Origin of the sequence: Brevundimonas sp., from assembly GCF_036400995.1 — a bacterium.
GTDB lineage: Bacteria > Pseudomonadota > Alphaproteobacteria > Caulobacterales > Caulobacteraceae > Brevundimonas.
The window spans coordinates 1-20924 of sequence record NZ_DASWWG010000070.1; the positions used below are offsets into that span (position 1 = coordinate 1).

The following is a 20924-nucleotide window of genomic DNA, read 5'->3' on the forward strand; positions in this document are numbered from 1 at the left end:
TCAACGGCGGCGTGATCTCGCTGGACGGCAAGGGTGAAACCGAGCTGGCCCGCCCGACCGCCGACGGCGTGCGTGAGCCGCTGAACCGTCGCGCCACCATCGGCATCAACTTCCGCTAAACCCGGAAGTCGCCGAGACGGCTGACAACAGAGCCGCCGGTCTCCGAAAGGAGGCCGGCGGTTTTGCTTTGCGTGACGAATTTGCAGCGGGGTGGTCAAAGGCGCGCCCGCTCGCTATCTCCACGACCTGTCTGAACGGGGTGGACCCACATGCGCGTGGCGATGATCGGAACCGGCTATGTGGGCCTGGTGTCAGGGGCCTGTTTCGCCGACTTCGGTCACGTGGTGACCTGCGTCGACAAGGACCCGTCCAAGATCGAGCGGCTGGAGAAGGGCGAGATCCCGATCTTCGAGCCGGGTCTGGACGATCTGGTGGCCTCGAACGTGCGCGGCGGACGCCTGTCCTTCGCCCTGGACGGCGCCGAGGCCATCCGCACCGCGGACGCCGTCTTCATCGCCGTGGGCACGCCCTCGCGCCGGGGAGACGGCCACGCCGACCTGTCCTACGTCTATGCGGCGGCGGAGGAGATCGCGGGCCTGATCGAGGGCTTCACCGTCGTGGTGACCAAGTCGACCGTCCCGGTCGGCACGGGCGACGAGATCGAGCGCATCATCCGCGAACGCCGTCCGGACGCCGAGTTCGCCGTGGTCTCCAACCCGGAGTTCCTGCGCGAAGGCGCGGCCATCGAGGACTTCAAACGTCCTGACCGCGTCGTCGTCGGCACCGATGACGAGCGCGCCCGCCAGGTGATGCGCGAGCTGTACCGCCCGCTGAACCTGAACGAGACGCCGATCCTGTTCACCGGCCGCCGCACGTCGGAGCTGATCAAATACGCCGCCAACGCCTTCCTGGCGATGAAGATCACCTTCATCAACGAGATGGCGGACCTGTGCGAGGCCGTCGGCGCCGACGTGCAGCAGGTCGCGCGCGGCATCGGCCTGGACAACCGGATCGGCTCGAAATTCCTGCATGCGGGCCCCGGCTACGGCGGCTCCTGCTTCCCGAAGGACACCCTGGCGCTGGTGCGTACGGCGGTCGACGCCGGCACGCCCGTGCGCCTGATCGAGACCACGGTCGAGGTCAACGACGCTCGCAAGAAGGCCATGGCGGGCCGGGTCTCGTCCGCTCTGGACGGCGACCTGAAGGGCAAGACGGTCGCCCTGCTGGGCGTCACCTTCAAGCCGAATACCGACGACATGCGCGACGCCCCGTCGCTGGACGTGGTCCCGGCCCTGCTGGCCGCCGGCGCGACGGTGCAGGCCTATGATCCCGAGGGGATGCACGAGGCGGCCAAGCTGCTGGACGGCGTGGTGTTCCGTGACGGGCCTTACGACGCCGTCGAGGGCGCCGATGTGGTGGTGATCCTGACCGAGTGGGACCAGTTCCGCGCGCTGGATCTGGACCGGGTCAAGCTGCTGCTGAAGCAGCCGGTCATGGTCGATCTGCGCAACGTCTATCGCCCGGACGACTTGCGGGCCCGCGGCTTCCGCTACACCTCGATCGGTCGCGCCTGAGTCCCGCCTAGCGAGACATGGTCCGGACCAGCTGGACCTGCGCCTCGGCGACAGGGTCAGGCCGGGGCAGCAGGGCGCGTCCGGCGCCGATGACAGCCGTCGCCGTCACCACGGCCGAAAGCACGGCGATGGCGGCCAGCCTGGCGCTGTCGACGAATTCCTGATGATCCGGACGCAAACGCTCCCCCGAGTCGAACGCCCCTTATCGAGCATTTCGGGAGACGGGTTCGCAAGTCACGGAACGGTGTGTGACGCCGAAAGACGTCGAGAGCGGCGCCCCGCTGGTCGGGCAGCCCCTGCCGGAAAGTGGCTAGTGGCGACTAACCACTAGCCACCAACCACTTGCCAGCCACCGGCGGCGGTGCACCGAGCACCGCCGCCGGAGCCAGGCATCACCCGCGGAACGGACGGATCAGGATCTCGACGCGACGGTTCTGCGCCTTGCCGGAGGCCGTGTCGTTCGAGGCGATCGGCTGGCTTTCGCCGCGACCGTCGACGTACAGGCGGTCGGCCAGCACGTTGCGCTGGACCAGATACTGGGCCACCGACGAGGCCCGCTGACGCGAGAGGTTCAGGTTGTAGTCGTCCGAACCGTCGGCGTCGGCGTGGCCGATGATGTCGACGATCGACTGGTCGTAGCGGTTCAGGACCGCGGCGACGTCATCCAGCGTCGCGTAGAAGCGGCTGTTGATCGACGACTGGTTGGTGGCGAAGGTCACATCCGACGGCATGCGCAGGATCAGGTTGTCGCCCTGACGCGCCACGCCGACGCCGGTGCCCGACAGTTCGGCTTCCAGTTCGCGCTGCTGGCGGTCCATGTAGGCGCCCACGGCCGCGCCGCCCAAGGCGCCGATGCCGGCGCCGATCAGGGCGTTCTTGCGGCCTTCCTCGGAGTTCGAGGTGTTGGTCAGATAACCCAGCAGGGCGCCGCCCAGGGCGCCCGCGATGACGCCGGTGCCGGTGTTGTTGCGGCGCGGGGTCGAGCTGTACGGATCGGTGGTGGTGCAGGCGGCGGCGCCCAGCAGGGCGGCGATGCTGACGCCGGTGACGATGAGTTTGGCGCGCATGGGGATTCCTTTCGACGGTGAGGCCTCTGCCTCTCAAACGCGGCCTTATGGTCAAGGTTCCTGCCTGTACGGTTCCTGAACGGCCGCCGGCTGTTCAGCGCATGGGCGCCCACGCTTTGCCAAGATCGGGTCGCAGGGCGTATGGAAACGGCCAGATTATTGACAAGGGTTCCCTCGTGACCGCAGACGCCCCCGCCTCCACCCCGACCCGCGCCCTCGAGCCGGTGTCGATGAAACTGTACGATCAGGACTTCCAGGCCTTCGCCGATGCGCTCGGCGCGTCGTTCAAGCGGTATGGCTTCGCCGTTATTTCGGACCATGGTCTGGATGAGGGTGTGATCGAGGCGGCGATCGATGACGCCAAGGCCTTCTTCGCCCTGCCGGAAGACGTGAAGCGCCAGTACCACCAACCGGGCACCGGCGGCGCGCGCGGCCTGACCCCGTTCGGCGTCGAGGCCGCCAAGGGCGCCGCCACCGTCGACCTGAAGGAGTTCTGGCACGTCGGCCGTGAGCTGCCGGAGGGGCACCCCTACCGCAAATACATGCGCGACAACGTCTGGCCGACCGAGGTCGAGGGCTTTAAGGATCACCTGTATGGCATGTTCAGCGCCATGGACGCCCTGGGCGCCAAGGTCCTGCGCGGCATCGCCCGCTACCTCCAGCTCGGCGACGACTATTTCGAGGACAAGGTCCAGCTGGGCAACTCGATCCTGCGTATGCTGCACTATCCGCCGGTCCCGGCGGGCGCCCCGGGCGTCCGCGCCGGCGCGCATGAGGACATCAACGTCATCACCCTGTTGCTGGGCGCCGAAGAGGCCGGCCTGCAGCTCAAGGACGCCGACGGCGAATGGCTGGACGTCGCCCCGCCGCCGGGCGCGCTGGTGGTCAACATCGGCGACATGCTGCAGCGTCTGACCAACCACGTCCTGCCGTCGACCAGCCACCGGGTGATCAACCCGGCGCCGGACCGGGCCAGCTTCGCCCGCTACTCGACGCCCTTCTTCCTGCACTTCAACCCGGACTTCATGATCGAGAGCCTGCCCTCGACCGTGACCCCGGAGAACCCGGACCGCTACGCCGGGCAGCCGCTGATGGCCGAGGACTTCCTCACCCAGCGCCTGAAGGAAATCCGCCTGATCTGAGGCAGCCGGAGGCGGTGCGCTCGTACGGCGGGCGCACTGCCGGTGATTGGTGGTTGGTGATTGGTGGCTGGCCGCCATCCAGTGGCGGGAGCCATGTGCGCCGCCCTTCCGCTGGCGGCGGGGCGCAGCGCCGCAACTGCCGTCGCAGTCTGCTGGCCAGCCACCAATCACCAATCACCAATCACGTCCCATCCACCGACCCCGCCGCAGACAGCGCGACCGCCGATGGCGCCGCCCGCTACTTCGAAATGCGCAGCTGCGTGATGTCGCGGCCGATGGCCCGGAAGGCTTCGCTCAGCGCGGTGCCGCTGTTGGCCATGTGGACGTAGCTGGCCGAGGTGGCGCACTCGTTGACCATCCGGCGCGCACGCTCGTCGTCCACCACCTTGAAGCCCACTGTGTAGACCACGACGCCCGCCCGCTTCATGGCCGCGCACATGGCCAGGGTCTGGTCGAAGGGGTGGCCGTTGGGCGCGTCGCAGTTGATGTGCAGGGTGTCCGAGCCCGAGCCGCTGGTCGAGTTGCGGGCGATGACGCCGTTGCAGTAGCCGCTGTTGTATTCGCCGTCGGTCATGATCACGACGGCCTTCAGCGTATCGGCCGTGTTGTAGGGCGCCGCCGTGGCCGATCCGAACAGGCTGAAGTTCGGCGACAGGGTGTACCAGCCCCAGGCCACGCCGACGTGCCCGCCGGTCGAGCCGGAGGCGACCAGGGCGTCGATGTTCGACTTGATCGTGGACTTGGTGCTCGACAGCGGGCGGACGGTGCTGGCCAGGCAGGGATTGGAGGTGGACGGGTAGTTCAGCCCCACCCGCGATGAGCTCGGCGAAATGTCGGTATAGGCGTTGCCGCCGGTCCGCTCGGTCACACAGGTGCTGACGCGGTGGGTCAGCAGGTCGTCATAGACGTTCTCGAACGTGTAGTAGGTGCAGCCGTAGCGGGCGCACCAGGACTTGCCGCCCGAGGTGTAGGGCGTCAGCGACGAGGCGTTGGGGTCGATGGTGAACGTGTTCGTGGTGACGTTGCCGACCAGATAGGTCTGGTTGTTGATCTCCGTCATGCCGCCGACGTCGGTGATGTAGACGTACTCGTTGTTCGACAGCCCGTGGCTGTTCGAGGTGATGGTGATCGAGCAGTCGTTGTTCTGGCACTTCTGGACGCGGCCGCCGCTCGAGTAGGTGCTGTAGTTCCGCCCATCCACCCGGCTGCCGGACAGGGTGTAGAGCTCGAAGGTGTTGGTCGTCTTGTTGGCAACGAGGAAGGCCTTGTTGTTCAGGGCCGTCATGCCGTTGACGCCGGTCACCCAGACCACGTCGCCGTTGACGAAGCCGTGGCCGTTCGAGGTGATCACGACCGGTCGGGCCTTGGTCGCGGCGGTGATGGTCCGCTGCGGGCCGGTCAGGTTGATCGCGGCGCCGGTGATGTTGGTCGAGCCGATGATCGACCCTCGCGCGGCGTTCGCATAGGTGTCGACGTTGACGGCCATCGAGTACGGCACGATGGCGACCTTGGAATAGTAGGGGCTCTGGACGTCCTGGACGACGATATCGACGAGGTCCTTCGCGGCGGCCTTCAGGTCGACGATCCGGTTGTCCAGCGCCATCGAGCCGGTGACGTCGAGCACCAGCGCCACCTCGACGTTCCGCGACGACCGGTCCACCTCCGAGTGGGCGCCCACGGCGATGTAGTCGTCCATGAACTTGCCGTAGGGCGGCAGGAAGATGTTGGCGACCAGGGTCTTCACGTCGACCTTGGAGTTGGCGATGACCACGTCGTCGCTGTTCAGCACGAAGGTGGTGTCCGCCTCGCGCAGGCGGATCTGCGGATAGGCCTTCAGATTGGCCTTCAGGGCGGCCAGGCCGACGCGCTGGATGTCGGTGTTCGAGGTGTAGGGCGAGCGGGCCGCGTGCAGGGCGGCGGCGTCCAGCGCGTCCTGCAGGTTCACCCGCACGGTCGAGGCGCGGTGGATGTCCACGCCGCCGACGGTCATCAGGATCAGGACGGGCAGGCTGAGGCCGAAAATCATGGCCACATTGCCGCGCGTTTCGCCGGCCAGACGGCGCAGGAAGGCCCGGCCGTCGCGCATGATGCCGCTGATCCGTCGTCCGAAGGTCATCGTCGTCCTGTCCCGCGCCGGGCGCGCAGGGCCCCACCGTTGTCGATCAATCATGACCGGGTTCGGTTAAGGGAAGGCTCAACGGCGAGGGTTAACCCGGCGGTGACGAACCGCCGGGCGTCCCTGTCATCGGCGGATCAGGAGTCCCAGCCGCAGTCCTTGCCGCGGTTCTGGCGGATCAGCCATTCGTTCAGCGGGGCGAAGTAGTCGGCCACCGCCGAGGCGTCGTTGCCGCGCTCGCCGGTGAAGGCCTGCATGGCCTCCGGCCACGGCCGCGACTGGCCCATCTCCATCATCGCGTTGAAGCGCTGGCCGACCTCTTCGTTGCCGTAGATCGAACAGCGATGCAGCGGGCCGTTCCAGCCCGCCTGGCGGCAGGCCGCGCGGTGGAACTGGAACTGGTAGATGTGGGCCAGGAAGTAGCGGGTGTACGGCGTGTTGCCCGGGATATGGTACTTGGCGCCCGGGTCGAAGGCGTTGTCCGGGCGCGGTCCCGGCGGGACCAGACCCTGGTACTTCAGCATGTCGGCCGACCAGGCGGCGTTGTACTCCGCCGGGCTGGTCTCGCCCGAGAAGACGTCCCAGCGCCAGCGGTCGACCATCAGGCCGAACGGCAGGAAGGCGATCTTGTCGAGCGCCATCTTGAGCAGGAACGGAATGTCCTCCTCCGCGCCCGGCGTGGTCTGCAGCAGGCCGATCTGGTTCAGATAGGTCGGGGTCAGGGCCGACAGGCCGATGAAGTCGCCGATCGCCTCGTGGAAGCCGTCGTTCGCCCCGTTCTTGAACAGGAACGGCTGATCCTTGTAGGCGCGCTGGTAGTAGTTGTGACCCAGCTCGTGGTGGACGGTGTAGAAGTCGTCGCCGTTCACCTGGGTGCACATCTTGATGCGGATGTCGTCTCGATTATCCAGGTCCCAGGCCGAGGCGTGGCAGACCACTTCGCGGTCGCGCGGGCGGGTGATCTGCGACCGTTCCCAGAAGGTCTGGGGCAGGGGATCGAGGCCGAGCGAGGTGTAGAAGCCCTCGCCGGTGCGGACCATGCGCACCGCATCATACTGCTGCGAGGTCAGCAGGTCGGTCAGGTCATAGCTGGAGGCGCCGCCCTCGGTCGGGGCCACCACGTCATAGATGTTCCCCCACTGCTGCGACCACATATTGCCCAGCAGGTCGGCGCGGATCGGGCCGTGGTCCGGCTGGACGGCGTCGCCGTATTTGGCGTTCAGGCGGCCGCGCACATAGCAGTGCAGGTTCTCGTAGAAGGGCTTCACCTGTTCCCACAGGCGGTCGGTCTCGGCGGCGAAGGCGTCCGGGTCCATGTCATAGCCGGCCCGCCACATGGCGCCGGTGTCGGCGAAGCCGAGCTCGCGGCTGCCCTCGTTGGCGATCTCGACCATGCGGGCATAGTCGCCGGCCATGGCGGGCGACACGGTGCGCCAGCCTTCGTACAGGGCCTTGGTCTCGGCCGGATTGCGGCTCTCGGCGATCAGGATGTTCGCCTCGTCCAGGGTAATCTCGCGGCCCTGGTACTGGAACTTGCCGGTGGCGTAGGTCGAGTCCAGGCGGGTGGTGATGTCGGCCAGTTCGGACGCCGCGCCGGCGCGGCTCGGGGCCGGCAGGACGATGCCGAGCCGCAGCAGGTTCAGCTTGCGACGGACGTCGGCGGGGACTTCGACATCATTGAAGCGCGCGGCCTGACCGGCCAGCCGCACCTGCAGCTCGGTCATCTGGGCGTTGATGCGGCTCTCCAGCCACATGGTGTCGTAGGTGATGTTGGTCGCGCGGGTCCAGGCGATGCGCGACGCCTCCTCGCTCAGTTCCGCCAGTTGACGTTCGGCGTCGGCGACGAAGTTCACAGCCTCGGCCGCGGTGGGGGCCCCGTTGACCAGATCGCCGCTGGTCAGGGGGCGCGCCTGCAGGCCGCCCGCGGGGGTTTCGGGCTGGTCGAAATAGCCGGGCGCCATACAGGCGGCCGCGCCGAAGGCGAGCGCGCAGACGGCGGTCGCGGTCAAAAGGGAACGCTTCATGGGGTCCTCCTCGCGGCCTCCCGCCGCGTCTCGCGCGGCAAGGGACCGGAGCGGGGCCGTAAGGTCAAGCGGCGCTGTTAACCGGTCACGCAGGCGTTCAGTCCGTCATTGCGGACCGTGCCCATGGCCGCCTGGATGCGCGAGGCGCGGCGGCGGACGTAGGGGCCGGGCGAGGCGGCCTTGTAACGGCGCGGGGAGGGCAGGATGGCCGCCAGTCGCGCCGCTTCGCGCGCGGTCAGATCGCGGGCGCTCTTGCCGTACCAGTGGCGCGCGGCCGCCTCGGCCCCGTAGATCCCGGGCCCCCACTCGGCGACGTTCAGATAGACCTCCATGATCCGGCGCTTGCCCCAGGCGGTCTCGATCAGGACGGTGTAGCCGGCTTCGAGCCCCTTGCGGACCCAGTCCCGGCCCGGCCAGAGGAAGACGTTCTTGGCGGTCTGCTGGCTGATGGTGGAGCCGCCGCGGATGCGTCCGCTGCCGCGCTTTTCGGCCCGGGCGTTGTCTCTCAGCGCCTTCTCGATGGCCTTCATGTCGAAGCCGCTGTGCGCGCAGAAGGTGGCGTCTTCCGAGGCGATCACGGCGTCGACCAGCCGGGGCGAGATGTCATCGAGCGAACGCCAGCGATAGTCGCGGCCCTCGCCCTGGGTGAGCCGGAGGGTCATCAGCCAGGTCTGGGGCGGCGGCAGGAAGCGGTATAGCGCCACGCCCCCGAACACGAGGATGCCGAGCACCGACAGCACGGTCAGGATCGGCCGTCGCCGTGTCTTTCTGGGAGCCCCCGTCATGCGCCGATGTAGGGCCGCCGGCCGCGACGATGCAAGGGGCTCAGGCCGCCAGCGTCGGGGGGGAGCCCTCGTGACCGCAGATCAGGCCGTTGGCCCTCACGTCGGCCTCGCCGATGCCTACGCCGACCAGCGTCAGCACCTCCTCCAGCACGGCGTCCAGCGGCGCGGCGATGCCGGCGAGGATGTCGCGGATCTGGGTCGGCAGGCCGGGCAGGGCGATGCCCAGTCCGAGCACCTGGATGTCCAGATTGGCGTTGGACACCAGACTGGTCAGGGTCGAGCCGAGGATGCTCTTGGAGCCGATGGTCTGGGCCTTCAGGTCGGTCACGTCCTGTCGACTGAAGCGCAGGTTCCGGTCGCCGGAGTCCGCCACATTGATCCGGGCCGAGGCGCGGACCTTCAGGGCGCTGGTGTCCAGCACGGCGGCGGGCGTCAGGGCGGCGTCGCGCGAGAAGTCCGAGAGGCGTGAGGACTCAATCTCGCCCAGCGCCACGCTGGCCACGCCCGAGCGGGCGGTGACGTTGAAGGCGTCGTTGCGGCAGTCGATGGAGGCCAGCGCCGCCTTGCCGCTGGCCACCTCGGCATAGACCGGCAGATGGACCCGGCCCAGTCCCGCCAGATTGGCGGTGGTGACGTCGACGTGCACCCGGGCCTGGGCGGTGCGCACAATGGTCTGGCCATCCCTGGTGATGGTCAGCCAGGGCGACTTCTGTTCACGCTCGCCGATGGCCAGCCGGACCTTGGCGGTGACCGGGGCGCTGACGGTGGCGTTCAGATCGATGGTCTGGGGGCCGGCGGCCTCGCCGAGGGCGGCGTTCAGCAGGTCCCAGACCGGCACCTTGGCGTTGACCTCGCCCTTCACGGCCGGATCGACGTCGATGAGGGTGTCGAGGCGCAGGTTCCGGTCCTGACCCGAACCCAGCGAGGTCGAGATGTTGTTCAGCGCCACCCGGGTCTGGCCGGTGGTCTGGCTGGCCATGGCGTCCACCAGTCGCCGGGTCGACAGGGTGCGGGTCAGCAGGGTTTCCCTGTCGTCTTCCGACAGGCTGGTCGCCAGTTCCTGCAGCAGGTCGTCGACGTCCAGGCTGGAGCTCAGCAGGCTGTCGTAGGACAGGGCGGTCAGCTGGATCTGGCGGCCGGTCAACTGCGAGAGCAGGGCGTTGACCAGTGCGGGGTCAAGGGTCAGCAGGCGCGAACCGATCGAGAAGGCGGCGGCGTCCCGGGCGGGCCGGATGGCCACGGCGGTCTTGCGCACCCGGATCGAGTCGATGCCCAGCACCGAGCCGAAGAAGAGCCGCACGTCCTCCTCCAGCACCACCCGGACGGCGTCCGGCAGCGCGCCTGACGGATTGAACCGGTCGGCGATCGGGACATCCGCCCGCGCCTGATATTCGCCCAGCGCCACGCCGTGGACGCGCGCCTCGGAGCTTTTCAGGGCCAGGACGCGGCGGACCGTCGGCTCGGCGGTGGTCAGGTCCCCGGCGGCGGAGACGGCGGCGGTGTCTGCGAGGCCCTGCAGGGCGCGGGCGCGGAACTGCACCGAGGCGACATCGATGGTCACGGCGGTGGCGGTGATGACCAGAACGGTCACCAGCACCGACAGGGCGCCGACCCCGCCGCGCTGATCCTTCGCCCACCGCTTCAGGAAGCGGATCACGACGCCGGCTCCGGAATGATCACGACCGCCGCCCGGGTGACGTTGCGGTCCGGCATCGGCACCAGCTTCGCCAGGTCATAGTCGGGCAGGACGGTGGTGACCGAGACGCTGTACAGGTCGCCGTCGCGCGACACCTGCCAGGTGCGGGTCGATCCCTTTTCCAGCGGTACGGTGACCACAGCGCCGGTCATCAGGCCGTCGACGATCTGGCGACGTTCATCGTCATCCAGTCCGGCGACCGCGGCGCGGGCGCCGTCGCTGGCCAGGTTCTGCGTCTGCGAGGCGACGGTGAACCAGCGACTGTAGAAGATGCCCCCCGCGACAAGCGCCAGCAGGGCGGGCGCCAGGATGGCGAACTCCACCGCGGCGCCCCCGCGGCGGCATCCCAGAAATGTGCGCTTCAGCGTTGTCGACATAGCGGCGCCTTTCCGACGCCGGGGGGTGAGTTGGCGATCATGTCGGCCATGGTCCGGCGAGTTTTCGGACATTCGGCCAGGGCGATGATGCGCCACTCCTCCGGCGACAGGTCTGCCATGGCGACCGGTGTGGGCCGGACGCGCGCGACAGTCTCGCTGCGGGGCGGGACTTCCAGTCCCAGGAAACCAGGAACAGGCTTGGAGTGCGTCATGCCATCCGTACTACCGGAGGAAGGCTAATACATCCTGAACGGGTGGATCAAATATCTACCCGCAAAAATGGTAGTTTTGGTCACGGAACGGCGTTACTTAGGTGGCTAATTGTTGCAACCGGAAAGGGTTGTGGAAATTTTTTCCCTGAACGCGACTCAGAGCGTGAACACGCCTGCGTGACCGTCCTCATCGGCCCAGGCGACATGTTTCGCGTCAGGGCTCATCGCCAGGGCCACGATGGACGCGCCCTTGTCGGCCTTGAGGAAGTTCAGGCCCTGTCCGGCGGGGTCGGCCAGCCACACGCGTCCGTCGTTCAGGCCGGCGACCAGCAGTCCCGATTTCGGGGTGGAGGCCACGAGGGCGATCAGGCTGCCTTCGTCATAGCCGATCTCGGTGGCTTCCTTGCCCATCGGGCCGTTGGCGCCGACGAACGGCCAGAGCACCGCGCCCTGGGCGCCGGAGGTGGCCATCAGCTGGCCCTTCGACAGGAAGCTCACTGACTTTACCTTGCCGGGATAGCCGCCCATGCGCAGGTTCTTCTGGTCCTTGATGCGCCAGCCGTGCAGCTGGTTGTCCTGCATCGAGGTGATGATGAAGGCGCCGTCCGGGGAGAAGGCGACACCGACGTGCGACCCCGCCCATTTCAGCAGCGTCGGCTTCTGGTCGGCGATCCGCGCGAACCACAGGGCCGCGCCGCCGTAGGTCGAGGTGGCGATCCGCCGTCCCTTGGGCTCGAAGGCCACGCCCGACACCGTGCGCTCGTGCTGGAAGTCCCGGCGGAAGGTCGCGTCCTTCGCGTCGATCACCGACAGTGTCCGGCCGGAGGAGAAGGCGATCAGCCCGCTCTCGGCCGAGGCGTCGATGGCGTCGATCCAGCCCTTGGCCGTGGCCAGAAGGCCGGCCTCGCTCTTGCGGTGCCAGATCACCCGGCCGTCATCGCCGCCGGTGACGATCCCCTCGCCCGACGGGTGGACGCAGGCGCACAGGATCGCGCCGTCATGGGCGATGCTGAAGGACCCGTCCTCGAACCGCACCGCCCCGTCGCCGAGGGCGAAGACGGCGCCGTCCTTTTCAAACAGGGCGGCGGTGGGCTGGGCGTCGAAGGAGAAGCTGGGCATGGGCGCTCATATATCGCTCCCGCCGGGAAAATCGAGCGTCAGGCGGCGCCGTGCTGCGCCACGATCCCGGCCCACAGGGTCTCGACCTCGCCCAGCCCCTCCTCGAAGGCGCGGCGCTCGGCCCTCAGCCGGGCCTCCTCGATGGCGCTCTCGGCGCCCCAGATGTTGCTGCGCTGGTCCTCGGTCGCCGTGGTCTCGCCGGTTCCGTAGACGAAGCCGGTGCGCACATCGACGATCATGAAGGCGCAGGTCGAATGCACCACCGCCTTCTTGCTGGGCAGGAAGCCCAGCGCCACCGTCTGCAGCGGCCCCAGCTCGGTTGTCTCGGTGCGGAAGCGGGTGTCGATCGTATAGATCAGCAGCACGTCGGCCCGCAGCTGGGCCGCCGCCGTACGCAGGTCGCGCGTGCTCTCCAGCTGGACCGGGACCAGCAGGCGGCTGACCGGCGCGACGGCGGCGATGCGGGGCATCCGGCCCAGACGGGCCAGACTCTCCTCGGTCTCTATGTCGCGGGCGGTCAGGATGCTGAAGGCCCCGCCGCCATAGCCGCTGTTGGACCGGCTCCAGTAGCCCGATCCGGCGACGCGGGTCACCGCCATGCGCGCCGGGAACTGGACGGCGGGCTCGCGCTGGAAGGCGGCGGCGATATCCGTTTCGGTGATCGCCCCCAGCGCCACCCCGGTGCCCGGCGTCCGGTAGCTGGAGCAACCGGCGAGCAGGGCCGCGCAACAGGCGGCCAGAACCAGCGATCTCATCGACGAACTCCCCTGAAATGATCGGGGGAGGCTAGGGCGCCGGGGCGATCCCCGTCCCGGCGCCGTCAGGTCTCGTCAGTCTCAGGCCGCGCAGGCCTCGAACCCGGCCTTCAGCGCGGCCTCGTCCAGATCGCGGCCGATGAAGACGGCGCGGCTCCAGCGGCGCTCCTTGTCGCCCCACGGCTTCTGAAGGTCGCCCTCCAGAATCATGTGCACCGCCTGGAAGACCAGACGGCGGTCCTCGCCGGCGACATCGATGATGCCCTTGGCGCGCAGGATGTTCTGGCCCTGCTCGCCCAGCAGCTGGTCCAGCCATTTGGTGAATTTCTGGCCGTCCAGCGGGCGGTCCAGCGACAGGGCGATGCCCTTGATGTCGTCCTGGTGCGCATGGCCGCGCGGACCGTGGTGGTGGTCATGCCCGTGATCGTGGCCATGGTCATGATCGTGGTGATCATGGTCGTGGTCATGATGGTGATGGTCGTGCCCGCAGTGCTCGTCGTGCACATGGCCGTCGGCGCCGTGCGGCGGGTTGACGAAGTCCGGGCGCACCTCGGTGATCCGCTCCAGGTCGAAGCCGTGCACGCCCAGCACCTGATCCAGCGGCACGTTCGAGCGCTCGGCGCGGGTGATCGGGGCCAGCGGGTTCAGCGCGCGCAGGCGGCTCTCCACCTCGGCCAGCTCCTCGCCCGAGACCAGATCGACCTTGTTCAGGATGATGCGGTCGGCGAAGGCGACCTGCTCGCGGGCTTCCCTGGAGTCCGTCAGGCGGGCCATCACATGCTTGGCGTCGACCAGGGCCGTGACGCTGTCCAGCTGGGTCTTGGCCTTGACCTCGTCGTCCACGAAGAAGGTCTGGGCCACCGGGCCGGGGTCCGCCAGACCGGTCGTCTCCACGATGATGGCGTCGAACGCCGGCTTGCCCGGACGCTGGCGCTTCATCAGGCCCGAGACCACACGGATCAGGTCGCCGCGCACCGTGCAGCAGACGCAGCCGTTGTTCATCTCGAACACATCCTCGTCGGCGCCGACCACCAGATCGTTGTCGATGCCGATCTCGCCGAACTCATTGACGATGACGGCGTAGCGCTTGCCGTGGTCCTCGGTGAGGATCCGGTTCAGCAGGGTCGTCTTCCCGGCGCCGAGATAGCCGGTGAGCACGGTGACGGGGATCTTGTCGGAAGCGGAGGCGGTGTCGGTCATGGGCGGCAAATGGCGTGTCGGGGCGGTTTTGTGAAGGGCGGGGAGGCAGTAGGCAGTAGGCAGTAGGCAGTAGGCAGTAGGCAGTAGGGTCGCGCGAAGGGGGCGGCGGTGCCAGACCTCCCTACTGCCTACTGCCTACTCCCTACTGCCTCTCTCTCAGCAATCCGGGCAATCCGGCAGGACGCCGCTCTCCAGCTGCAGCGTGGTGTGGCTGATCTCGAACCGTTTGCGGGCGAGGGTCTGGGCCTCGATCAGCAGCGCGTCGGCGTCGGGGCGGTCGTGCACCAGATGCGCGGTCAGGGCGGTGTCGGTCGTCGACAGGCCCCAGACGTGCAGGTCGTGCACCGCGGTGACTCCCGGCAGTCCCAGGAAGGCGGTCCGGATGGCGGTCACGTCCACGCCGCGCGGGGCGGCGTCCAGCGCCAGATTGACGGAGTCCTTCAGCAGGCCCCAGGTCCCGATCATGATGACGGCCACGATCAACAGGCTGACGATCGGGTCGATGATCGACCAGCCGGTCAGCAGGATGGCGCCGCCCGCGATCACCACCCCGACCGACACCGCCGCGTCGGCCATCATGTGCAGATAGGCGCCGCGGACGTTCAGGTCCTTGTGCTGGTCCTTCATGAACAGCAGGGCGGTGCCCAGATTGATGACGAAGCCGATGCCGGCGACGATCATGATGGTGGTCGAGCCGACGGGCGCGGGCTCGGCGAAGCGGCGGACCGCCTCGAAGGCGATGGCTCCGCAGGCGAAGATCAGCAGCAGGGCGTTGAACAGGGCGGCCAGCACCGTCGCCTTGCCGTAGCCGTAGGTGCGGGCCGTTCCCGCCGCGCGTCGCGCCAGCCAGGCCGCGCCGCCCGCCATGGCCAGCCCCAGCGCATCCGACAGATTGTGTCCGGCGTCGGCCATCAGGGCCGTCGAGTCACTCAGAACCCCGGCGCCGAACTCGACGGCGACAAAGGCCAGATTGACCGTCAGGCCGACCGCATAGCGCCAGTCGCCGGTGTCCACCGGTCCGTGATGGTGGTGCCCTCCAAGGCCGTGGCTGTGGCCGTGATGGTGGTCGTGGGCGTGATCATGCCCGTGGTCATGATCATGGTGGTGATCATGAGCGGCGTGGGCTTTGTCGTGGGCGTGATCGTGGGCCATCGGGCAGTCCTAGGCTTCGCCGCGGCGACGGTCAACGTGGCGTGGACTTAAGTCCTTGAATGTAAATATATAACCTTTCAGGTCAGTGCTGGTGCAGGACCACCAGCAGACCGATCAGGATCAGGGCGACGCCCAGCACCGCGCCTTCATAGCGCGCCCAGCGCTCCAGCCGCAGCACCGACCAGCCCGCGCGGGCCAGCAGGGTGAAGACGGACATGCCGGCCACCGTGCCCGCCGCGAAGGCCAGGGTCAGGGCGGCCAGCACCAGCAGGCCTTCCTTGGCCTGGGACAGGTAGATCGGCAGCAGCACCTCGCCGGGCGAGACGGCCATCATCGCGACCAGGCCCCAGAAGGCAGCCGCGTGCGAGACGCTGGGCTCGGGCAGGTCGATCTGCGGGCCACCCGCGGTCTGGGGGCGGCGCAGGGTGGCGCGGGCCAGGTAGAAGGCGCCGAACAGGAACAGCAGGCCCGCCGAGAGCCAGGGCAGCAGGCCCGAGATCCACTGGTCGAGCGCCAGTCCGGCGACGACGATCAGGCCGCCGACCAGGGCGGTGGTGGCGATGTGGGCCAGTCCCGCGGCGCCCACCGCGCCCAGCAGGCGCGACAGGCTCCACCGCTGCGCGCGACCGACCAGCACGAACGGCAGCCAGTGAGTCGGCAGGGCGGCGTGCAGGAAGGCGGTCGCGAAGCCGGTGCCCAGAAGGGACAGCAGGATCGGTTGCTCGAGATCGGACAGCGACATCGCCGGTCCTGTAGCGTGTTACTTTATAACAGTCGAGCCCGATCCTGCGCTTTTTTCCGTCCCTACAGCAGCCAGTCGTCGTGGCCGTGGAGGCCGCCGGCCAGTCCGAGGTCGTCCAGGTGCACGGTCCGGTCGACCGGCAGCAGTCCGAGCCCGGCGTCGTGACCCCGGATCCCGGCCGGACCGGCGAGGATGTCCTCGATCCGCGGCAGGACCTGCGGCCCGCCTTCGAACGTCTTGATCAGGAAGTCGTCGTCCGTCAGGCCCGGCAGGACCAGCGGCGCATCGACGTCCTTCAGGCCATCCAGCGGCGGCAGGGTCAGCACAAGGCTGTCGTCGTCCATGAACAGGTCCCCGGTCGTCGCCGGACGGACCAGCGGGGCGCCGGCCTCCTTGTCGACGAACAGGGCGCCGGAGACGCCGCCGTTCAGCACCGCGGTGATGCCGTTCGAGAAGCGGACCTCCTCCATGCCGTTCAGGATATCGATCCCGTCGCGGCCGCCGACGTTGTCGGTGATCCGGTACTGGGTCCCGCCCAGATACTCGATCGTGTACTCGAAGCTGGCGCCGCTCACGACGACCGTGTCGCGGCCGAGGCCGCCGTTGAGGGTGTCGTTGCCGCCGCCCCCGGTCAGGGTGTCCGCCCCGTCTCCGCCGGTCAGGACGTTGGCCAGGTCATTGCCCGCGCCGGCGAAATTGCCGGTCCCGGTGAAGGTCATGTTCTCGATGTTGGCGGCGAGGAAGTAGTTGTTCAGCGTGGTCTGGACCAGGTCGGTCCCTTCGCCGGACAGCTCGACCAGGGTGTCGTAGGCCGTCACCACATAGGTGTCGTCGCCGATGCCGCCGTACAGCTCGTTCGCCGTGCCGGCGCCGCCGTGCAGGGTGTCGTTCCCCACGCCGCCGATCAGGATGTCCATGCCGCCGCCGCCCCACAGGACGTTGTCGCCCGTGCTGGCGATGATGACATCGTTGTGGGCGCCGCCGACCACGTTCTCGATCGAGGTGACGAAGTCGGTGCCGCCTTCACCGTCGGTGATGACGCCGGTGTTCAGGCGGGCGACGATGCCCGAGGTCGAGTCGCTGTAGTCGGCGGTGTCCGTCCCGGCGCCGCCGCGCAGGGTGTCATTGCCGCCGCGGCCCACCAGGGTGTCGTTGCCGTCGCTGCCGTCCAGGATGTTGGCGTTGGCGTCACCGTACAGGGTGTCGTTGAACGCCCCGCCGCGCAGGTTCTCGATGCTCTGGAAGCTGTCGGTTCCGCCCTGGCCGTCGCTGGCCGTGCCGCCGGTCAGGTTGGCGGTCACCGCGCCGGTCGCGGTCAGGTAGTCGGCGGTGTCGCTGCCGCCCGCGCCGCGCAGGGTGTCGTTGCCGGCCCCGCCGCGCAGGAAGTCATCGCCCGCGCCGCCGGTCAGGGTGTTGTCCAGGCCGTTGCCGATGCCGGTGAAGGCGCCCGCGCCGACGAAGGTCAGGGCCTCGACGTTGGCCGGCAGGGTGAAGGTGCTGCGCGTCGTGTTGATCGTGTCGTAGCCCTCGTTGAGCAGCTCGACGATCGTATCGTTGGCGTCGACATAATAAGTGTCGTCGCCCGTGCCGCCGATCAGCTGGTTGGCGGCGCCGGACCCGCCGTGCAGCACGTCATTGCCGTCCCGGCCGACGAGGACGTCGAAGCCGCCGCCGCCGCTGAGCACATTGGCGCCGTTGTTGCCGCCGAGCACGTCGTTGAAGGCCGAGCCGGTGACGTTCTCGATGTCCGTCAGGGTGTCCGTTCCGCCGTCGCCGTCGGTCGGGGTGTCGCCCCGATCCAGGCGCACCTGGACGCCGCTGGAGGCGCCGCTGTAGTCGGCGGTGTCGTTGCCCGCGCCGCCGGTCAGGGTGTCGTTGCCGGCGCTGCCCTGCAGGGTGTCGTCGCCGTCGCCCGAGACCAGCACGTCGTCGCCGCCGCCGCCGGTGACGACGTCGCCTTCGGAGTCCTCGCCGTTGATGGTGATCGTCACCGTGGCCGTGTTGCCGTTGGCCAGCGTGTAGGTGAAGCTGTCGGTGGCGGTCTGGTTGGGCGAGCCCGAGGACGGGCCCGGCACATACTGGAACACGCCGTTCGGGTCGTAGGAGTAGGTGCCGTCGGCGTTCAGCGTCAGCAGGGCGCCCGAGGGCAGGGTGATCTGGGTTCCGACCGAGGCCGCCGATCCGTTGACCGCCGCAACGGTCAGGGCCGGGCCGTCGATGTCGCTGTCGTTGCCGAAGACCGTGCCGCTCACCGCCGAGCTTTCGCCGGTGTTGTTCACGTCATCGACCGCCACGGCGGCGTCGTCGACGTTGGCGATGGTCGCTGTGCCGGCGCTGGTGGCGCTTTCGCTGAAGCCCTGCCCGTCGGTGTAGCTGATGACCACGCGCACGACGGCGCCGACGTCGGCGTCGCCGAGGGTGTAGGTGGCCTGGTCAGCGGCGCCGATCGAGACGAAGCCCGAGCCGGTGTCGCGCTGCCAGTCGTAGTGCAGCGTCCCCAGTCCATCGACGTCGGCCAGGGTCGAAACCGCGGTCAGGACCTGGTCCTCGGTCGTCGTGCCGGTGATCGAGGCTCCGCCGGTGTGCGGATCGTTGATGGCCGCGACCGCGGACGTGCCGGCGCTGGTGGACGATTCGCTCGTGCCGCCCGCGTCGGTGTAGGTAACGACCACGCGCACCACGGCGCCGACGTCGGCGTCGCCGAGGGTATAGGTCGGCTGATCGGCCGCGCCGATGGAGACGAAGCCCGACCCGGTGTCGCGCTGCCAGTCATAATGCAGCGTGCCCAGGCCGTCGGGGTCGGCCAGGGTGGAGACGGCCGTCAGGGTCTGGTTCTCGGTCGCCGTACCGGACACGGAGACTCCGCCCGTGTGCGGATCATTGGCCGCCGTCACCGAAACCGTCGTGGTCTGGGTGGTGCTGGTGCCGCCGTCGCCATCGGTCAGGACGACCGTCACCGTGCGGGTGGCGGTGTTCGGGGCGTCGGAGGTGTTGTTGTACTGCAGCGCCCGCACGAGGGCCTGCACCGCCGCCGGCGTGGCGTCAGCGTCGAAGGTGATCACCAGATTGGCCCCCCCGCTGCCGCCGGTGAAGGTGCCGATCTGGACGCCCGCATAGAAAACCGCCGCGCCGGAGACGCCGATCTGGCCCGCCCCGTTGCCGATGTTGGCGATGCTCAGCACGTCCTGCCCGGACTGGCCGTTGCCGGTGATCGAGACCGTCAGCGTGCCCGTGTCGAAGTTGGCGCTCTCGGCGTCCGCGACGGTGGCGTTGCCCCCGACATCCAACCGCACCGCCACATTCTCGGTGTGGGCGGCGGCGTCGCCGTTCAGGTTGCCGAAGGTCGGCGCGGTGTTGACCGCTGCCGTGGTGAAGTTGAGCGTGGTGGCGTTGCTGATGCCCGCGAAGACCGCGCCCTCGCTGTCGGCGAAGGTCTCCTGGTCGATCAGGATGTAATAGTTGGTGAGGCCCTGCAGGGTGACCGAGGGATCGATCGTCCAGGTCGTGCCGGACCCGCTGACCTGCACGGAGTTCACGCTGATCGTCTCGATCAGGGTGCCGTCGCCCCGGTAGATATAGATATTGCCGTTGCCCTTCGACACGCTCTCGCTGAACGTCAGGGTGATGTTGGCGGAGGACGCCACGCCCGTGCCGTTGTCCGACGGGGTCGAGGAGACGAGGGTCGGCGGGGCGCCGTTCTGGCGGTACAGCACCAGGCCGCCGGCGGCCTGATCGCGGTCGACGATGTCCACATCGCCGTCATCGTCGATGTCCACCGCGGTCCAGGTGGTCAGCTGCTGGCCGGCCAGATCCAGGCCCGCGAACGGCGTGCCGGTCAGGGTGGTGAAGTTGGTGAAGGTTCCGCCGTCATTGCGGAAATAGCCGAAGCCGGTCCCGGCGGTATTGCCGTTCTGGTAGATGGCGTCGGTGTCGCCGTCGCTGTCGAAGTCGCCGAAGATCATCCGGGCGTCGAACGCGCCGATGTCGGCCAGCGGGTCGGTGGTCCGCACCATCGTGCCGGCGTCATTGCGGTACATAACCTGGGTCGCGCCGCGATCCAGGATGTCCATGTCGCCGTCGTCATCGACGTCGACGACGAACGTGGATGTGGTGACCTGCAGGCCGGCGAAGCTGACGCCCGTGAACGGGGTGCCCGCCGCGGAGGCGTCGGTGAAGTTGGTGAAGGTCAGGGCGCCGTCGTTGCGCAGGAAGCCGATCCCGGAGCCCGCGGTGTTGCCGTTCTGATAGAGGGCGTCGACGTCGCCGTCGTTGTCGAAGTCGCCCCACACCATGCGTTGGTCAAACGCCCCGGTGTCCGGCACCGGGTCGGTGATGCGGGTAAAGCCGCCGTTGGCGTTGTTCCGGAAGAAGGTGGTCGAGCCTGACGTGCGGTCGAGGATGTCGAGATCGCCGTCGCTGTCGAAATCGAAGATGAAGAAGCTCGCCGGGCTGATCTGGCGCCCGCTGAAGTCCACGCCCGCGAAGATCGATCCGGCCGCCGTCGCGTCGGTGAAGTTGGTGAAGGTCCCGCCGTCGTTCCGCAGATACCCGATGCCCGACCCGGCCGTGTTGCCGTTCTGGTAAAGGATGTCGATGTCGCCATCGCCGTCGAAGTCGCCGAAGATCATCCGGCTGTCGAAAGAGCCGGTGTCGCCGATAGGGTCGGTGGTGGTCGTCCAGGTCGTCGGCATGTGTCCCTCCCCAGGACGATGCGCGCGGAACGCAGTCTGACACGCTCTTGGCGAGCGTTAGGTACTCTTACCTAAACCTTAAGCGGCTCGACTTCGCAACCTTGGATTCGGTTTTCCGATTGAAAAAGCCGGGCTTTCGCGTCTGCGAAGAATTTGGTTCGGTAAACGGAGGGTATTCTTAAGGTTGTGTTCCACTTGCGGGGCATTGCCGGCCGCCCGGCGCCGGGCGGCTCCGGCCGGGGATCGCCTATATATCAAGGTGATGGAGGCTT

General features: G+C 68.3%; 16 protein-coding genes. 3 read left to right on the forward strand and 13 right to left on the reverse strand.

The window, feature by feature from the left end; genetic code table 11:
* The coding region (locus VGE03_RS10310; RefSeq protein ID WP_331046436.1) for a hypothetical protein at positions 1–119 on the forward strand (119 nt) is incomplete at its 5' end.
* A 150-nt stretch (positions 120–269) separates the two neighbouring features.
* Positions 270–1574 (forward strand): UDP-glucose/GDP-mannose dehydrogenase family protein, encoded by a 1305-nt coding sequence (locus tag VGE03_RS10315; protein WP_331046394.1) that lies wholly within the window; start codon positions 270–272, stop codon positions 1572–1574.
* 7 nt (positions 1575–1581) lie between these two features.
* Here the strand turns inward: VGE03_RS10315 and VGE03_RS10320 are convergent, their stop codons facing one another.
* Both VGE03_RS10320 and VGE03_RS10325 read right to left on the reverse strand, forming a co-directional pair.
* The gene (locus VGE03_RS10320) at positions 1582–1752 is read right to left on the reverse strand and encodes a hypothetical protein (RefSeq protein WP_331046395.1); all 171 of its coding nucleotides are present in this window, start codon (positions 1750–1752) and stop codon (positions 1582–1584) included.
* A 214-nt stretch (positions 1753–1966) separates the two neighbouring features.
* Entirely contained in the window at positions 1967–2641 is a 675-nt protein-coding gene (locus VGE03_RS10325) for an OmpA family protein (RefSeq protein WP_331046396.1), read from the reverse strand.
* 230 nt (positions 2642–2871) lie between these two features.
* Between VGE03_RS10325 and VGE03_RS10330 the strand changes: the two genes are divergently transcribed.
* Entirely contained in the window at positions 2872–3783 is a 912-nt protein-coding gene (locus VGE03_RS10330; protein ID WP_331046437.1) for an isopenicillin N synthase family dioxygenase, read from the forward strand.
* 238 nt (positions 3784–4021) lie between these two features.
* On the opposite strand, the gene VGE03_RS10335 is transcribed toward VGE03_RS10330, so the two are convergent.
* From VGE03_RS10335 to VGE03_RS10385, 11 genes are all read right to left on the reverse strand, one after another.
* Positions 4022–5899, reverse strand: a complete 1878-nt coding sequence (locus VGE03_RS10335) for a ubiquitin-activating E1 FCCH domain-containing protein (RefSeq protein ID WP_331046397.1) — start codon at positions 5897–5899, stop codon at positions 4022–4024.
* Between the two features lie 137 nt (positions 5900–6036).
* On the reverse strand, positions 6037–7923 hold the full coding sequence (locus tag VGE03_RS10340) for a M2 family metallopeptidase (protein WP_331046398.1): 1887 nt from the start codon (positions 7921–7923) through the stop codon (positions 6037–6039).
* Positions 7924–8000: 77 nt separating this feature from the next.
* Complete coding sequence (gene mtgA, locus VGE03_RS10345) at positions 8001–8708, reverse strand: monofunctional biosynthetic peptidoglycan transglycosylase (protein WP_331046399.1); 708 nt, start codon at positions 8706–8708, stop codon at positions 8001–8003.
* Positions 8709–8748: 40 nt separating this feature from the next.
* Positions 8749–10365: a TadG family pilus assembly protein gene (locus tag VGE03_RS10350; RefSeq protein ID WP_331046400.1), complete on the reverse strand. Its 1617-nt coding sequence runs from the start codon at positions 10363–10365 to the stop codon at positions 8749–8751.
* Entirely contained in the window at positions 10362–10727 is a 366-nt protein-coding gene (locus VGE03_RS10355; protein WP_331046401.1) for a TadE/TadG family type IV pilus assembly protein, read from the reverse strand. Before VGE03_RS10355 ends, VGE03_RS10350 begins: the two co-directional genes overlap by 4 nt.
* Positions 10728–11149: 422 nt before the next feature.
* Entirely contained in the window at positions 11150–12112 is a 963-nt protein-coding gene (locus VGE03_RS10360) for a WD40 repeat domain-containing protein (protein WP_331046402.1), read from the reverse strand.
* A gap of 38 nt (positions 12113–12150) precedes the next feature.
* A complete protein-coding gene (locus VGE03_RS10365; protein ID WP_331046403.1) occupies positions 12151–12867 on the reverse strand; it encodes a hypothetical protein in 717 nt (238 codons plus the stop codon).
* A gap of 81 nt (positions 12868–12948) precedes the next feature.
* Complete coding sequence (locus tag VGE03_RS10370; protein ID WP_331046404.1) at positions 12949–14067, reverse strand: GTP-binding protein; 1119 nt, start codon at positions 14065–14067, stop codon at positions 12949–12951.
* Positions 14068–14223: 156 nt separating this feature from the next.
* Positions 14224–15219: a cation diffusion facilitator family transporter gene (locus VGE03_RS10375; RefSeq protein WP_331046405.1), complete on the reverse strand. Its 996-nt coding sequence runs from the start codon at positions 15217–15219 to the stop codon at positions 14224–14226.
* Between the two features lie 82 nt (positions 15220–15301).
* Positions 15302–15961, reverse strand: coding sequence for a hypothetical protein (locus tag VGE03_RS10380; RefSeq protein ID WP_331046406.1), 660 nt, complete (start codon positions 15959–15961; stop codon positions 15302–15304).
* A gap of 62 nt (positions 15962–16023) precedes the next feature.
* On the reverse strand, positions 16024–20652 hold the full coding sequence (locus VGE03_RS10385; RefSeq protein ID WP_331046407.1) for a beta strand repeat-containing protein: 4629 nt from the start codon (positions 20650–20652) through the stop codon (positions 16024–16026).
* Positions 20653–20924: the final 272 nt, after the last annotated feature.

What these genes read in the sequence shown, in the direction of transcription:
- VGE03_RS10325 (WP_331046396.1), bottom strand. Translation starts at nt 2,641, where the DNA reads ATGCGCGCCAAACTCATCGTCACCGGCGTCAGCATCGCCGCCCTGCTG.
- VGE03_RS10365 (WP_331046403.1), bottom strand. Translation starts at nt 12,867, where the DNA reads ATGAGATCGCTGGTTCTGGCCGCCTGTTGCGCGGCCCTGCTCGCCGGT.
- VGE03_RS10360 (WP_331046402.1), bottom strand. Translation starts at nt 12,112, where the DNA reads ATGCCCAGCTTCTCCTTCGACGCCCAGCCCACCGCCGCCCTGTTTGAA.
- VGE03_RS10375 (WP_331046405.1), bottom strand. Translation starts at nt 15,219, where the DNA reads ATGGCCCACGATCACGCCCACGACAAAGCCCACGCCGCTCATGATCAC.
- VGE03_RS10335 (WP_331046397.1), bottom strand. Translation starts at nt 5,899, where the DNA reads ATGACCTTCGGACGACGGATCAGCGGCATCATGCGCGACGGCCGGGCC.
- VGE03_RS10315 (WP_331046394.1), top strand. Translation starts at nt 270, where the DNA reads ATGCGCGTGGCGATGATCGGAACCGGCTATGTGGGCCTGGTGTCAGGG.
- VGE03_RS10330 (WP_331046437.1), top strand. Translation starts at nt 2,872, where the DNA reads ATGAAACTGTACGATCAGGACTTCCAGGCCTTCGCCGATGCGCTCGGC.
- VGE03_RS10340 (WP_331046398.1), bottom strand. Translation starts at nt 7,923, where the DNA reads ATGAAGCGTTCCCTTTTGACCGCGACCGCCGTCTGCGCGCTCGCCTTC.
- VGE03_RS10380 (WP_331046406.1), bottom strand. Translation starts at nt 15,961, where the DNA reads ATGTCGCTGTCCGATCTCGAGCAACCGATCCTGCTGTCCCTTCTGGGC.
- mtgA (WP_331046399.1), bottom strand. Translation starts at nt 8,708, where the DNA reads ATGACGGGGGCTCCCAGAAAGACACGGCGACGGCCGATCCTGACCGTG.
- VGE03_RS10385 (WP_331046407.1), bottom strand. Translation starts at nt 20,652, where the DNA reads ATGCCGACGACCTGGACGACCACCACCGACCCTATCGGCGACACCGGC.
- VGE03_RS10370 (WP_331046404.1), bottom strand. Translation starts at nt 14,067, where the DNA reads ATGACCGACACCGCCTCCGCTTCCGACAAGATCCCCGTCACCGTGCTC.